This is a genomic window from Clostridium tertium (assembly GCF_902652255.1).
GTDB classification, from domain to species: domain Bacteria; phylum Bacillota; class Clostridia; order Clostridiales; family Clostridiaceae; genus Clostridium; species Clostridium tertium_A.
The window spans coordinates 1-14,451 of the sequence record NZ_CACRTO010000006.1 but is presented as its reverse complement, the minus strand read 5'-3'; the positions used below and the strand labels follow the sequence as shown (position 1 = coordinate 14,451).

The following is a 14,451-nucleotide window of genomic DNA, read 5'->3' as shown; positions in this document are numbered from 1 at the left end:
TATTGATTAATAACATTATTTTTTATGGATTTGTTTATTAAATTCTCTTCCTAATTTAATGCCTTCCAGTAATGATTTATATTTATTTATTTCACCTTTTAATAAATATTGTATTGCTCTAATAATTCTTGTACTATAAAAGAATGTTTTACTTTTAAATTGGTAATTATCACATTTATATTTATTCATAAATATTAATCTATTTCTAGTGCACCATTTTATTGAAAATGGTGAATCTTCTCCCCCTGATGAAGAGCTTACTTTATGATAAATAACCGAATCAGTACAAACTTTAAGCTTATAGTTAGCATCTAAAACCATTTTACAGAAATCTACGTCTTCATAATACATAAAATACTCTTCTGGCAGTAATCCTACTTTTTCAAATACTTCTCGTCTTACTAACATACAACAACCTGAAATAAACTCTGTATCTATAATAGACCCTTCCTGTTTATACTTTTTCCCCATATTGCTATGTATAGCTATATACTTTTTCCAATCAATAGTTCCACCACAATACCAAATTTTATCTGGATTATCATAATACATAATTCTAGAGCTAACTATTCCTATACTAGAATCTGACTCCATGCAATCTACTAATTTTTCTATGCAATCATCTTCAATAATTGTATCATTATTAAGTAATAATATATATTCATCTAATCTATCAATTGCATACTTAATTCCTATATTATTTCCCGCTGCAAAACCATTGTTTTCTTTATTTAATATAAGTTTGTAATTATTTTTATTTTCTTTTAACACCTTTTTTGATTCCTCTGAAGAATTATTATCAACAACTATTATTTCATTTATTAATTTAGAGTTTTTTTTAATACTATTTACACATTCTAAGGTATCTTCTTCATTATTATAATTCAATAATATTATGCTAATTTTCATTTTTCACCTTCTATTTTATTTATTCTTCCCACATATTATATATCTAAGTACTTTACTTTTATTTATTATAAATTTAGCAATCAGTATAGATATTGATATACTTGTAATAACACCAATCAATATAACAAAAACTATATTAATAAATTCTAATTTAAGTAATACTGTAATTATTCCTATGGTAATAAATGGATTGTGTATCAAATATATTTCATAATTATACTTAGAAATCACATCTAATATCTTGATTATTAATTGACTCTTAATTATATTACTAATATAATATAATAAATAAAAAGCAGAAATTGATGATCCCATCGATAGGATAGGATTTATAGCTAAATATACACCTTTTTTTCTTATAATTAATAGAATAAAATTACAAATAATAAATATTATGATATTAAATAACACAGAAGTTGATTTAAATGGTATTACTTTTGTTTTACTATTAAAATAATTCTTAAATATAATAGCTCCCAATTGGAAATAAAAATTATAATAAAGTATTCTTGCTAATAACATATACTCTGTATATATATATCTATAAGATAATACTGCCAAAATTAATGAAATTACCAATAATTCTATTTTTTCCTTTTCTATATACTTTCTTATAATAGAATTAGCAATTATAATAATAAACAATACATATATAAACCATAAATGCTTATCAATATTAGTATTAGAGAATACTATTCCTTTAAACATATCTGATAAATTATAAATACCCTTTATTAGATATGTTTCATTAATTATAAAATTACGAGCAACAATAGCTGTATTTACTATTAAATATGCTAGTAACGACATTGTTATATATGGAAGTATCAGTCTTGGTGTTTTCTTCCTTATAATATCTTTAAAATTATATTTTATCTCATAATTTGAATAAATTATTCCTGATAAAATGAAAAATACTGGCATATGGAAAGTATAAATAAAATTAAACAAATCATTAGCTATAACATTCTGTCTTATATCCTGAGTTATTGCATGACCTAATACAACTAGTATACATAAGATTGCTTTAATTATATCTATTTGCTTACATCTTGATTTATTCATTTTAATTATTTCCTTTTATCTTTTTATTTTTAAAATCTATTTTTTTAGAAATATTAATAAATGGTACTTCTACTAAATAATACACAATAGTTGAAGTTAATAATATCATAAAAAATATTATAATTGCAAAAATCAAACTATTAATATTACTAAAGTTGATATATTTAAAGGCCGCTTTCATTACAATAGCATGCATTAAATATATCGAGTAACTTATATTACCTAAAAATATTAATATTTTATTTCCTACATTAAATTTATAAAAAATATAAAATAATATCATTCCCATAGAATAAGTAATATAATATCTATACCATGTTTCCGAGAAACCCATATCACTGCTATAAGATAGTATCGTTATTGGAAGTAGCATAATAAAAAATATAATAACAACCTTATATAAAATGCCTTTCCCAATTTCCCCATCTATAGATAACCTAAATATGTATCCTATAAACATTACTATGATTCCTAAAAAAACAGCAATAGGAAGTCTTTTATCGGTAATATATCTAATTGCTCCGAAAAACAAAGATAATCCTAACATAACATAAACAATATTAACTATAACTTTATTATTAAATAAAAACTTTCTATATAACAATAGAATACATAAAAAATAGAAAATTAGCTCTATTGGTAAAGTCCAATAGACTGATATAATATTCTCTGCGCCTAAAAATTGTTGTAGCATAGTAATATTAGAAATCAACTGATACTTTGAATTTACGCCAAATATTATCACCATTAGAATTATAGATAACCAATAAACAGGATATAGTCTCAATATTCTGTTTATAATAAAACTTTTTTTTGTTCTTCGCTTTAGTGTATATGGTACCAAAAATCCACTAATTAGAAAGAATACTACTACCCCTACTTTCCCTATATCTATAACTCCTATTGTAATAAAATCTAATATACTTTCTATAAAATTTTCACTATATCCATAATTTGATTTAATTAATTCCCATAAATGCAAAATAACTACCATAATTGCTGCTAATCCTCGTAAAGAAGTTAACCAATTAAATTTATCTCCTTTTAAAACTTCATTATTACTCTTCATTTTTATCCTCACTAACACAATTTATAATTAATCTATATTTTAATTTTGTTGTTTAATAATATCTTTACTAAAAATAATGTAATCAGCTAATCCATAATAAATCCATATATAATTATATGTAAAATTACTTACCGAAACTAATAAAACAACATTTGTTATTAATATTAACATCATTAATGATGGATTTTTTTTCTTTAATATTATTATACTTTTTAGTATATATGCAAAATACATACTAAATCCTAATATCCCAACTTGAACTAACCATGTACTAAATAAATCATAACTTTTAGTTGTACCAAAACCTATTCCAAAAATTAAATTTTGAGAGAATACTTGCATCTGATTAATAAATGCATTACCTCTTCCTACTCCTGATACATGTTTCCCAGTTATTTTATCAAATAAACTTACTATTCCCTCTGTTATTAAATCTCTAAATAAAAACACACCAATTATAAATATTACCACTGTAATATAGTATACTATTATCTTTTTGATTGCTATTTTCCCGTTCTTTTTTCTTTTTAATAGTACTATATCTGCTAAAAGATAAATAAAAATCCCTAAGTAAAATCCTGATGAATTAGATACTATCCCTATTATAATTCCAAGCAAAGCTAATATTAAATATTTTATTTTAATATTAGCTCTGAAAATTGTTAAATACATTGCAATTATTGGTGTAATAAACAATGCTAAGATAGATGCCTCTGCATTAACTGATGCTAATCTAGGTCTTCCAAGAAAATATTGATCATTTACATATACTGCATTTCTAAAAATTAAATTAAATTCGTTTGTAGGAATTATTAATTGAAATATCCCTAAAGTTAATACACAAACAAATGATATTCCTAAAATTTTAAAAGTTTTTTTTATATTAATGATGTTATTACTAAATAATATATAAGTAATAAAATAAACAATATATGATATAATTAAATAACAATATTGCGTAATATTTTGAATAGAAAATCTAACATTTTCATAAATATCATTAGGTGATAATACAATAAATTTACTTTTATATGGTATTAATAAGATAGATAATCCACAAATAATAACAAATACTAATAACGATTTTCTTATTTTTACCTTAAAATTAATCCTTTTAGTTAATACTAGAAATGAGAATTTTAAAAAAAGTATTAATGATATAATCTGGTATGCAGTTATACTACTAGCTCTTCCTAAATTAAATATAGAGACACTAGTAAAAGCAGAAAAAAACACCAAATTATAAAATATGAAGTCTATCTTTTTAAACAAAATAATTACAAAGTATGGTATTAATAAATATGCAGTCATTGTAATTTCCATCTTTTCACCTCATAACCTAAATACACAATTTATTTTAATTTAAATATATCGTATATTTTAATATTTATTTGTTTAGAAATTATAGATTCAGAATAATTTTTCTCAATAAACTCTAATGACTTGCTTTCAAATTCGCTTAATTTTTCATCATTATTTAAGTAATAATTTATTTTTTCTGCAAATTTTATAGGATTATCTTCTATTATAATAAATCCATCTTCACCTTCTTTGCAAATCCCCTCTGCACCAATTCTCGTAGATAATACAGCTTTTCCCCAGGACATTGCTTCTAATATCTTTATCCTAGTTCCTCCACCTATCCTTAAAGGAACTATAGTTAATGCCTTATTAGCTACAGTATCTTTCATACTTTCAACTTCTCCAAGTATTATTAAGTTATCTTTTTTAACCTTATATGCCCATTTGGGAATATTTCTCCCTGCTATATATACTTTTATATCTTTATCTACATGCTCAATTATCTCGTTAATAAAATATCTAAGTCCATCTTCATTTGGAAACCACGAAAAAGTACCATAAAATATTACAGCCTTTTCTTTATTAACATTTTTTACTGGATCAATATCCATACTTACTGGTTTTAACAGAACTTTATCTTTATTGGTGTATTTTATTATTTCTTGATAATCTTCTTTACCATATGTTATTGCCATATCAGCTTTAGATATATATTTTTTTTCACTTTTCTCAATAGACCTTAAAAATTTTCTATGCAATATTGATTTTTTATTATTCTTTTCAAAAAGTTTTTCATATGCTTCATATTCTAAGACATGACTGTCAACAATTACTTTAATATTCTTTTCTTTAACTAAATTTTTTATTTTTTTATTTATTAAATGAATAGCCATATAAGTATGCTCAAATAATAATATTTCTATATTATCATTTTCTAATTTATTAATAATTTCATTAACCATTTTTGTACTATAGAACCTAGTAAATAAATATGATTCTCCAGTAATCATTTTATATATACTTAGCAAGTTAACCTTTTTAGGCTTATTCAAACCTTTTGGATTATTAAAATTATTATTATTTAATATTTCTTCGTCTGTATAACACAAATAATTTATTTCATGTCCTGCTGTTTGAAACTCTCTTAAAGTTCTATAAATTGCAATCTTATTCCCTGCATTTAAATTGTTTAAATCTGTTGGGGAAACAGCTAGTATTTTCATTTTACTTCTCCTTATATTTGCTTAGCTTTAATATTATATAATATTCCAGTGCTTCTCTTCTTTAAAATCCTTATATTTACTATCTATAAAGTTTTGTATCTTTTGTTTAAATACTATTTCATCAAACTGTAAAGAGTGTTCTCTTATTTTATACTTATCAAACTCTAAAGTTTCAAATCTTTTAATAGCATCAATTAATGAATTCTTATTCTGTTTTTCAAAGAACACACCAGTCTTAACCTCTACTACAGTTTCTAAAGCTCCACCTTTTCTATAAGCAATCACAGGTCTTCCACTTGCTTGAGCTTCTAATGGTGTTATTCCAAAATCCTCTTCTCCAGGGAAAATAAATGCTCTACATTTAGAGTAATGTTCTTTAATTATTTCATCTGATTGTCTCCCTAAGAATTTAATGTTGCTTTTCGCCATTGATTCTAATTTTTTTCTTTCAGGCCCATCACCTATCACAACTAGTGGTAACCCTAATTCATTAAATGCTTCTATTGCTAAATCTATTCTTTTATACTCCTGCAATCTCGATACAACTAAAAAATAATCTTCATCTATATCTGAAATATTAAATAGACTACATCTAACAGGCGGATGTATAACTACTGATTCTCTTCTATAATGTTTCCATATTCTTTTCGCAACATTTTCTGAATTAGCTATAAAATAATCTACTCTATCAGCTGAAGCATTATCCCATAATCTAACACCTGTTAAAAAGTAACTTAATAACTTTGATTTTAAGCCTCCCTTTCCAGCCATCTTACCTGCATATTCATGTGAAAATTCCCATGCATATCTCATTGGTGAATTACAGTAACATATGTGTAAAGTACTAGGTGGCGTAATCACACCTTTGGCTATACTTGTGCTCTGACTTAATACAATATCATATTCATTTAAATTAAAACTTTCAATAGCTGTCATCATAAATGGAAATAACTTTCTATGATTTTTTATTTCTTTATTATTTCTTTGCAAATATGAAGTAATAATATTAGCTTCTTTTAATATCCCTTCTAATTCACTTCTATTACATATTGTTGTGTAAATTGGTGAATCTGGATACATCTCACAAAAATTAGTTAATATTCTCTCAGCCCCCCCCATAAATGGTAGCCAATCATGGACTATTGCTAATTTACTCATTTCTTCCTCCATTCACTGAATATTTCCTCCAGTATTCAATAATATCTTCAATAGATTCATCTATTGAATATTTTATATTCCATCCCGTTTCACTTTTTAATTTTCTATTATTACACTCAATCTTAGGTGTATCTATTGGTCTAAATTTATTTTTATCTATTTCTATCTTTACTTTAGTTCTAGACTTATCAACTATTATATCTAAAATTTCTCTTATACTTATAGCCTTACCAGACCCAACATTGTAAACCTCTCCATTATTACCATTTTCTAAAATCAATCTGTATGCACTTACTATATCTCTTACATCAGTAAAATCTCTTTCAGCTGATAAATTACCTACTTTAATAATTGGTTCTAAAATCCCTTTTTCTATTTCTACTATCTGCGAAACAAAATCAGGTACTACGAATCCTTTTCCTTGTCCTGGCCCTATATGATTAAAAGCTCTTACCATCATTACATCAATTCCATAAACTCTAGAATATAACTTAGCTACTTTTTCTTGAGTTGCTTTTGAAATCCCATAAGGGTTTAGAGCATTTAACTCATCTTCTTCTGATACTGCTTTCGTATAATCAATATCTCCATATTGCTCACTTGAACCTATTAGTAAAAGTTTAGTCTTTAAATCTAATTCTTTTATTGTCTCTAAAATATTAATTGTCCCATTTACATTTACATCAAATGTTTTTTGTGGAATTTCCCAAGATAACTTCACAGAGCTTATTGCTGCTAAATTAACTATATAATCAGGTCTTATCACTTTAAATACATCTAAAACATTTTTTTTATCTAAAATATCTAAACTAAACATATCAATATTTTCACAAATATTGATTGGATTTAAATCTGCTCCATAACATCTATAGCCATTATTTTTAAATTCATTAGATAAATGGGTTCCTACAAACCCATTTATTCCTATTATTAATACCTTTTTCATATAACCTCTTACTTATCTAAAGTAGAAGCAACTTCTTTACTTACTTCCATAAACGCAATTTCATTACTTACTTTTTCTAAATCAGACTTCATCATTCTTTCAACTAATTCTTTAAAACTAACTTCTAAATTCCAATCTAATTTATTTTTTGCTTTTTCTGGACTTCCTAATAGTAATTCTACTTCTGCAGGTCTATAGAACTTAGGATTTATTCTTACAACAACTTTTCCATTTTCTTTGTCTTTTCCTATTTCATTTTCAGCTTTTCCTTGCCATTCTATTTGAATTCCAACATATTTGAAGGCTAATTCAACAAATTCTCTAACTTTATGTGTTTCTCCTGTTGCTATTACATAATCATCTGCATTATCTTGTTGAAGCATTAACCACATAGCTTTTACATAATCTTTAGCATGACCCCAATCTCTTTTAGCATCTAAATTTCCTAACTCTAAACAGTCTTGTAAACCAAGTTTAATTCTTGCTACTGCATCAGTAATTTTTCTAGTTACAAATTCTTTTCCTCTTCTTTCAGATTCATGATTAAAAAGTATTCCTGAACATGCATACATATTATAGCTTTCTCTATAATTTTTTGTTATCCAATGTCCATAAAGCTTTGCAACTCCGTATGGACTCCTTGGATAAAATGGCGTTTCTTCAGTTTGAGGAATCGCTTGTACTTTCCCAAACATTTCACTAGTTGACGCTTGATAAAATCTTGCTTCTGGTTTAACAATCCTTATTGCTTCTAATATGTTTAAAACTCCTATTCCATCAATATCTGCTGTAGCATGTGGTTGATCCCATGATGTACCAACAAAAGATTGTGCTGCTAAATTATATACCTCGTCAGCTTGAGAGATTATCATGGCATTTACTAAAGAAACTAAATCAGTCATATCTGCATCTATAAGAGTAACATCATTTTTTAAATGTTCTATATTTCCATAATCAACCTTGCTTTTTCTTCTCATTATTCCATAAACTTTATATCCCTTTTCTAATAATAGCTCAGCTAAGTATGAACCATCTTGTCCTGTTATTCCAGTAATTAATGCATTTTTTCTCATTATAATTCCTCCAGCTCGTATATTAAACTATATTTTTTAATTTTTTAACATTTACTACATTAGACTTTTGTCCAATAATTATTTTCCCATCATTTTCTATAACATATATATCACTAAGCCCTTCAACTATCACCTTATGATTAGAAGAAACTAATAAATTATTCTCTCCTTCTATAGCTCTAGCCTCACCTATTACTATGTTTCCAAGCTCATCTCTTTCTGTATATCTTTCTACTGCTTCCCAACTTCCAATATCATCCCATCCAAAATCACTTGGTATAACATATATCTCCTTAGATTTTTCTAATACTGCATAATCTATTGATATAGCTTCAGTATTCTTATAGCTATCATTAATTAATTCTTGCAAATCATCTTCTTTTACATATTGAATCTTATGAAGTGCTTCGAAAGTATCAGGTGAATATTTACTTATTTCATTTAGTATATTATCAGATTTCCAAATGAACATTCCCCCATTCCACAAGTAACTCCCATTAGCTACATACTCCTCTGCTAACTCTTTATTTGGTTTTTCTACAAACCTTTCTACCTTAACAACTTCACAGTCATTATTTTTATCTTTTATTTTACTGCACTTAATATATCCATACCCAGTTTCTGCCCTATTTGGCTCCATACCTAAAGTTAAAATTGCATCTCTATTTTTCACAATAAATTTTTCTGACTCTAATACAACTTTTCTAAATTCATCTTCATTATTAATTAAATGATCTGATGGTAATACTACCATAGTTGAATCTTTATAATACCTATTAATTACAAGGGCTGATAAAGCAATACACGGAGCAGTGTTTCTTCCCTCTGGTTCAACTATTATATTTCTTTCTGGAAGCTCAGGAAGCTGTTCCTTAACTAAATCTACATACATTTCTCCAGTACAAATAAAAATTCTTTCTATTGGAATAATCGGCTTTATTCTATCTACCGTCATTTGTATCATAGTTTTATCACCAATTAAGTTTAAAAACTGTTTAGGCTTTTCTTCTGTTGATAATGGCCAGAATCTAGTTCCCTTTCCACCAGCCATAATTAAAGCGCATAACATTCTTGTTCCCCCCTTTTAACAAGCATTCTTATCTCCAAACAACACAAAAATTGTCTTAAATATAAGTTTTATATCTAATGCTAAATTTCTATCTCTAACATATTTAATATCAAGATTCATCCAATCCTCAAAGTCTATATTATTTCTTCCGGAAACTTGCCAATAACATGTAAGTCCTGGTTTAACATTTAATCTCTCTAGCATCCAAGGTTCAAACTTAGCTACTTCTTTTGGAAGACTAGGTCTAGGTCCAACTAAGCTCATTTCACCTTTAAGTATATTTATTAATTGTGGAAGTTCATCTATACTTGTTTTTCTAATAAACCTTCCTACTTTAGTAACTCTAGGATCTTCTTTCATCTTAAACATAGGTCCTGACATTTCATTTTGCTTTTGAAGTTTTTCTTTAAGTTCTTCTGCATTTTGAACCATTGACCTAAACTTAAGCATATTAAATTCTCTGCCATTTAAGCCTACTCTTTTCTGTGAAAAGATAATCGGCCCCTTTGATTCTAGCTTTATTAAAATAGCCACAATTAACATAACTGGGCTTGCTATTATTAACCCTATTAAAGATAAAACAATGTCTAGAAGTCTCTTAGTTACATTATAAAACAGTCTATTTCCTTCAGTTATAACTTGAACTTCTAGACTGTTTTCTTCATCTGACTGTAATCTCTCCATATTGTTTACCCCCTTATTTATTAATTCAATCTAAGTAGTATTATTATTTAAACAATCCTAATAGTCCCTTTTTTTCTTTTAATGAACTTCCTATAAACAATATTTCTTCATTTTTAAGAAGTCTTTCTCCTGAATCTTTTAAATAGCTAAAATAGTTTCTATCCATAGCTTTTAAAGCATCTGCCCCCCTGCTCATATCAGGATTTCTCTTTAAATCTCTATGAGCATCAGAGCCTATAAAGCTATATATTTTATTTTCAAGAAATATTTCTGCAGTTTTTCGTACATCCTTACCAAAGTCTCCAGTAATACTTCCTAGATTTAGCTGAAATAAATAACCTTCCTTTATAAACTCATTTATCAAAGAAGGCTTGTTAATAAACCTATAATATCTTTCAGGATGGGCAATTACTGGTACTATTCCTCTTAGTTGTAGTTCATATAGTATTTCCACAACTTCTTTGATAGAAAAATTTCTCATATTAAACTCAATTAACATATATCTAGAATCATTTATAGTTCCTATTTCTTTATTTAAATAACTTTCTAATATACGCTCTGAATAATAAACTTCTTGTCCGCAGTAAATTTCTAAATTTAGTCCAAGTTCTTTAGCAAGGGATCTAACTTCCTTAGCTCTTTCCTTTACTTCAGTTATCTGGGCTTCATAATGTCCTTGCAAGTAATGAGGTGTTAACACTAATTTAGTAGTTCCTCCCTCCTCAGCTTGTCTTAACATATTTGCAGTCATTTCTTTAGATTTTGAACCATCATCTATGCTCCAAATTAAATGAGAATGTAAATCTACCATTTCGCACCTCCATCTAAATTTAAAAAATATATATTATTTATAATGTGGCAATCTAAGGAAATACCTAGATTGTCACATTATAAAAAACGTCTTATTGATCTAATACTTTATATTTAATTAAACTCTCATTTTGCTTATTAATATTTATTTTTACTATCTATTATTTTTCCCCATAATAGTAGTAGTATTTATTTCTATTAGTATCCACCCCATTTAATACTGTTCCAATTATATGGGCATTAACTTTCTTTAGAAGATTTATTGCATTTTGCACTCCTTCTCTTTTAGTTCTTTCTGCTCTTACTACTAATATTGTCCCATCTACCTTAGTTGAAAGAATCTGTGAGTCTGTAACTGCCAGTACAGGTGGCGTATCTAATATAACATAATCATATTCTTCCTTTAAATATTCTATAAGCTTACTCATAGCCTTAGAAGATAACATTTCTGATGGATTAGGTGGTATCTTACCTGAAGTTAAAACTGACATATTCTTATTATATCTATGAACGGCTGTTTCTAAATCTTCTTTACCTATTATTACATCTGACAATCCTACTATATTAGATATCTTAAACTTTTTATGTATAGATGGCTTTCTTAAGTCGCAATCTACTAATATTACTTTTTTATCACCTTGTGCTAAACATAAAGCTAAGTTACCTGCAGTTGTTGATTTACCCTCTCCTGGATCAGAGCTTGTAATTACTATAGCTCTATATTCCTTATCAAAGGACGAATATTGAATATTTGTTCTTAAAGTTCTATAACTTTCTGCTGCTATAGATTTAGGTTCTTTTTCAACTATAAACATTTCTTCCTCCTATTTATCTTTCATATTAGGTATAGATCCAAGTACAGGAAGGTCTAACTCCCTTTCTAATTGATCTTTATTCTTGAAAGTATTATCTAAGAATTCTAGTAAAAACGCTAGTCCAACTCCAACCATTAACCCAAGTAAAAAAGCAATTGCTATATTCATCTTCTTATTTGGACTAACTGGCTTTTCTGGCAATTCTACAGCTTCAATTATCTTAATATTTCCATTTGGCACTAGTTCCTTAGAAGTTTTAATAAACTCCTCTGATATTTCCTCTATTACTACTTCAGCTTCTCTTGGATTTTTACTCTTATATTTTATTTGTAATATTTGAGTATCCGCAACAGAAACTACTGTTAAATTGTTCAATACTTCTTCTGGTTCTAATGTAAGGCTAGTACCTTTTAAACTTCTAGAAACTAAATCCTTAGTTTTAATTGCTTCGGAATATGTCTTCATAAGTTTTTGGTACATCGTTACATCATTTTGACTATAACTTTGATTTTCTCCATCATCCTTACCTATAAAAACTTTTGTACTTGCTTCATATTGCGGCTTAATAACAAAAAAGCTTAAAGTAGCTGAAGCTACTGTTGCTAGTAAAGTAATTACAACTATCATTAGCCATCTTTTCTTTAAGGCTTCAAATAACTCATCTAACCTTATCACTTGCTCTTCCAATTAACTTCCTCCTAACTATAAATAACCTAGTTGTCATATAAATTAATTTTCTATTAACCTTTTAAATTAAAGTTAATTTCCATTAAAATATTTTATATTTCTATAACTTTTTCATTTTTTATTTGCCTGTTTTCTAAGCATTTTAAATTATAACACAATGTGAATATTTTTGAATAAGAAAATATCTACCCCTTCTTACATTTTAATCTAATTCAACGTTTTTTCGGTATTTTCCCAATAAGTTCTCTCTAGGTTATTTTTATTTATAAATTCAATTTTAATGATAATATATTTATATTAAAATGTAAAATATCCCTTATAATATTTTTTTAATAAAAAACTCTATATTACAAATATTTCTCTGTTTCAAATTGTTGAAAATTATAAAAAATATATAACAATTCATTATTTCACCCTTAATAGAAAATATTTAAATTCTTATTTTACCCAAAAATAATTTCTTTTTTTATTCTTCTCACGCCTATTTTTTCTCATAATTCCATCAGTTTTGAAAATACCAAGACCTCTTTTTCCAATTTTCTCAATTTCTTTATCTATTAAATTCTTTTTTATCTCTTCTTCAAAACCAATAAAGTCATATACATTCTTCTTAATTAATTTCTTAGCAGCTTTCTCCACACTTTTACCATAAGCTCCTGTTAAACTTTCTACATCTAGTTGAAATAAACAACCTTCTTTTTTTAATTTATCTATTTTCTTATAATCTTTATTAATTTCTTCTATTTTCTCTGGAGCAACTATTATAGGAGTAACTTGGACTAAATTTAGTTCAAAAACTAATTCCATAATTTCATCTACTGTATTACTTTCTTCGGAATTTAAAAGAACATACTTCCCTTTATTTATACTTCCGATTCTTTTATCTAAAAAATCTTTAACTGAAGCATAATTATCTCTTATAAGATTTGCTGAATATAGCTCAATATAAGATTTTTTTTCACTTAAATAGGCATTTAGTTCTTCTACGATATCTTCTACTTCATTTATATTAGTTCCACTCTCCTCATCATAGTAGGCTGGAGCTATAACTAATCTTCTGATATTACATTTTTCTGCATCTTCAATCTTTTCTAATAAACTAGCTATGTTAAAATTATTTTTCATAACTAAATCCTTTAATATTAAATTTGCTATCATAACTAAATACCCCCTCTATAACTACATAATAATACAAAATATGACTTTAGTCCTATCCCCACTTAAGATTATAGTTTTTTTTCCATATTTTTACCACAACTTTTGTTTTACAAGAATATACAAAAAATTAATATAAATATGCAATATTTAATTCATTTCATATAGCATTGTAGAATTTTATTCTAATCATCCCAATATATTACTATTTTTTTATTATATTTTATTTATATCCATACTCATTAATAAATATACAAAAATAATTGTATTATTTTGGATATAGGTTTTTTAAAATTATTTTCTCAATTTCTTTTTTTAATGACTATTTACCTTATATAGAAAAAAAGAATCTGTTAAGTTGATATGAAAAAATAGCTTGATTTTTCATAGAATTGCTCGCTCTTTGAAAATTATATAAGTTTGAATATTTTATTGCATGACAAACAAGCCTGCAATAAAATTGATTTTTGCAGGTTAAATAAAGGT

The 14,451-nt window shown here is 26.2% G+C and carries 14 protein-coding genes; all 14 read right to left on the bottom strand.

What is annotated here, in order from left to right; all coding sequences use genetic code 11:
- Positions 1 to 15: 15 nt before the first annotated feature.
- Complete coding sequence (locus GPX08_RS02270; RefSeq protein ID WP_156625046.1) at positions 16 to 909, bottom strand: glycosyltransferase; 894 nt, start codon at positions 907 to 909, stop codon at positions 16 to 18.
- Between the two features lie 15 nt (positions 910 to 924).
- Positions 925 to 1,974, bottom strand: coding sequence for an acyltransferase family protein (locus tag GPX08_RS02265; protein WP_156625045.1), 1,050 nt, complete (start codon positions 1,972 to 1,974; stop codon positions 925 to 927).
- Between the two features lies 1 nt (position 1,975).
- Positions 1,976 to 3,043: an acyltransferase family protein gene (locus GPX08_RS02260; RefSeq protein ID WP_156625044.1), complete on the bottom strand. Its 1,068-nt coding sequence runs from the start codon at positions 3,041 to 3,043 to the stop codon at positions 1,976 to 1,978.
- A 39-nt stretch (positions 3,044 to 3,082) separates the two neighbouring features.
- Positions 3,083 to 4,366: a hypothetical protein gene (locus tag GPX08_RS02255; RefSeq protein ID WP_156625043.1), complete on the bottom strand. Its 1,284-nt coding sequence runs from the start codon at positions 4,364 to 4,366 to the stop codon at positions 3,083 to 3,085.
- Positions 4,367 to 4,395: 29 nt separating this feature from the next.
- Positions 4,396 to 5,568: a glycosyltransferase gene (locus tag GPX08_RS02250; protein WP_156625041.1), complete on the bottom strand. Its 1,173-nt coding sequence runs from the start codon at positions 5,566 to 5,568 to the stop codon at positions 4,396 to 4,398.
- Between the two features lie 33 nt (positions 5,569 to 5,601).
- Positions 5,602 to 6,726 (bottom strand): glycosyltransferase, encoded by a 1,125-nt coding sequence (locus GPX08_RS02245; RefSeq protein ID WP_156625039.1) that lies wholly within the window; start codon positions 6,724 to 6,726, stop codon positions 5,602 to 5,604.
- Positions 6,719 to 7,672, bottom strand: a complete 954-nt coding sequence (locus tag GPX08_RS02240; RefSeq protein WP_156625037.1) for an NAD-dependent epimerase/dehydratase family protein — start codon at positions 7,670 to 7,672, stop codon at positions 6,719 to 6,721. Before GPX08_RS02240 ends, GPX08_RS02245 begins: the two co-directional genes overlap by 8 nt.
- Before the next feature lie 8 nt (positions 7,673 to 7,680).
- A complete protein-coding gene (gene gmd, locus GPX08_RS02235) occupies positions 7,681 to 8,745 on the bottom strand; it encodes a GDP-mannose 4,6-dehydratase (RefSeq protein WP_156625034.1) in 1,065 nt (354 codons plus the stop codon).
- Positions 8,746 to 8,767: 22 nt separating this feature from the next.
- The gene (locus tag GPX08_RS02230; protein ID WP_156625032.1) at positions 8,768 to 9,814 is read right to left on the bottom strand and encodes an NTP transferase domain-containing protein; all 1,047 of its coding nucleotides are present in this window, start codon (positions 9,812 to 9,814) and stop codon (positions 8,768 to 8,770) included.
- Between the two features lie 15 nt (positions 9,815 to 9,829).
- On the bottom strand, positions 9,830 to 10,498 hold the full coding sequence (locus GPX08_RS02225) for an exopolysaccharide biosynthesis polyprenyl glycosylphosphotransferase (RefSeq protein WP_156625029.1): 669 nt from the start codon (positions 10,496 to 10,498) through the stop codon (positions 9,830 to 9,832).
- Positions 10,499 to 10,541: 43 nt separating this feature from the next.
- Complete coding sequence (locus GPX08_RS02220; RefSeq protein ID WP_156625026.1) at positions 10,542 to 11,309, bottom strand: capsular biosynthesis protein; 768 nt, start codon at positions 11,307 to 11,309, stop codon at positions 10,542 to 10,544.
- Positions 11,310 to 11,469: 160 nt separating this feature from the next.
- On the bottom strand, positions 11,470 to 12,123 hold the full coding sequence (locus GPX08_RS02215) for a polysaccharide biosynthesis tyrosine autokinase (RefSeq protein WP_156625024.1): 654 nt from the start codon (positions 12,121 to 12,123) through the stop codon (positions 11,470 to 11,472).
- A 9-nt stretch (positions 12,124 to 12,132) separates the two neighbouring features.
- Positions 12,133 to 12,810, bottom strand: a complete 678-nt coding sequence (locus tag GPX08_RS02210) for a capsular biosynthesis protein (protein ID WP_156625021.1) — start codon at positions 12,808 to 12,810, stop codon at positions 12,133 to 12,135.
- Between the two features lie 438 nt (positions 12,811 to 13,248).
- Positions 13,249 to 13,968, bottom strand: a complete 720-nt coding sequence (locus GPX08_RS02205; RefSeq protein ID WP_156625018.1) for a hypothetical protein — start codon at positions 13,966 to 13,968, stop codon at positions 13,249 to 13,251.
- Positions 13,969 to 14,451: the final 483 nt, after the last annotated feature.

Excerpts from the sequence above, each read along its gene's own strand:
- gmd (WP_156625034.1), bottom strand. The coding sequence starts at position 8,745 with ATGAGAAAAAATGCATTAATTACTGGAATAACAGGACAAGATGGTTCA.
- GPX08_RS02245 (WP_156625039.1), bottom strand. The coding sequence starts at position 6,726 with ATGAGTAAATTAGCAATAGTCCATGATTGGCTACCATTTATGGGGGGG.
- GPX08_RS02270 (WP_156625046.1), bottom strand. The coding sequence starts at position 909 with ATGAAAATTAGCATAATATTATTGAATTATAATAATGAAGAAGATACC.
- GPX08_RS02225 (WP_156625029.1), bottom strand. The coding sequence starts at position 10,498 with ATGGAGAGATTACAGTCAGATGAAGAAAACAGTCTAGAAGTTCAAGTT.
- GPX08_RS02265 (WP_156625045.1), bottom strand. The coding sequence starts at position 1,974 with ATGAATAAATCAAGATGTAAGCAAATAGATATAATTAAAGCAATCTTA.
- GPX08_RS02220 (WP_156625026.1), bottom strand. The coding sequence starts at position 11,309 with ATGGTAGATTTACATTCTCATTTAATTTGGAGCATAGATGATGGTTCA.
- GPX08_RS02250 (WP_156625041.1), bottom strand. The coding sequence starts at position 5,568 with ATGAAAATACTAGCTGTTTCCCCAACAGATTTAAACAATTTAAATGCA.
- GPX08_RS02240 (WP_156625037.1), bottom strand. The coding sequence starts at position 7,672 with ATGAAAAAGGTATTAATAATAGGAATAAATGGGTTTGTAGGAACCCAT.
- GPX08_RS02255 (WP_156625043.1), bottom strand. The coding sequence starts at position 4,366 with ATGGAAATTACAATGACTGCATATTTATTAATACCATACTTTGTAATT.
- GPX08_RS02260 (WP_156625044.1), bottom strand. The coding sequence starts at position 3,043 with ATGAAGAGTAATAATGAAGTTTTAAAAGGAGATAAATTTAATTGGTTA.
- GPX08_RS02205 (WP_156625018.1), bottom strand. The coding sequence starts at position 13,968 with ATGATAGCAAATTTAATATTAAAGGATTTAGTTATGAAAAATAATTTT.
- GPX08_RS02230 (WP_156625032.1), bottom strand. The coding sequence starts at position 9,814 with ATGTTATGCGCTTTAATTATGGCTGGTGGAAAGGGAACTAGATTCTGG.
- GPX08_RS02215 (WP_156625024.1), bottom strand. The coding sequence starts at position 12,123 with ATGTTTATAGTTGAAAAAGAACCTAAATCTATAGCAGCAGAAAGTTAT.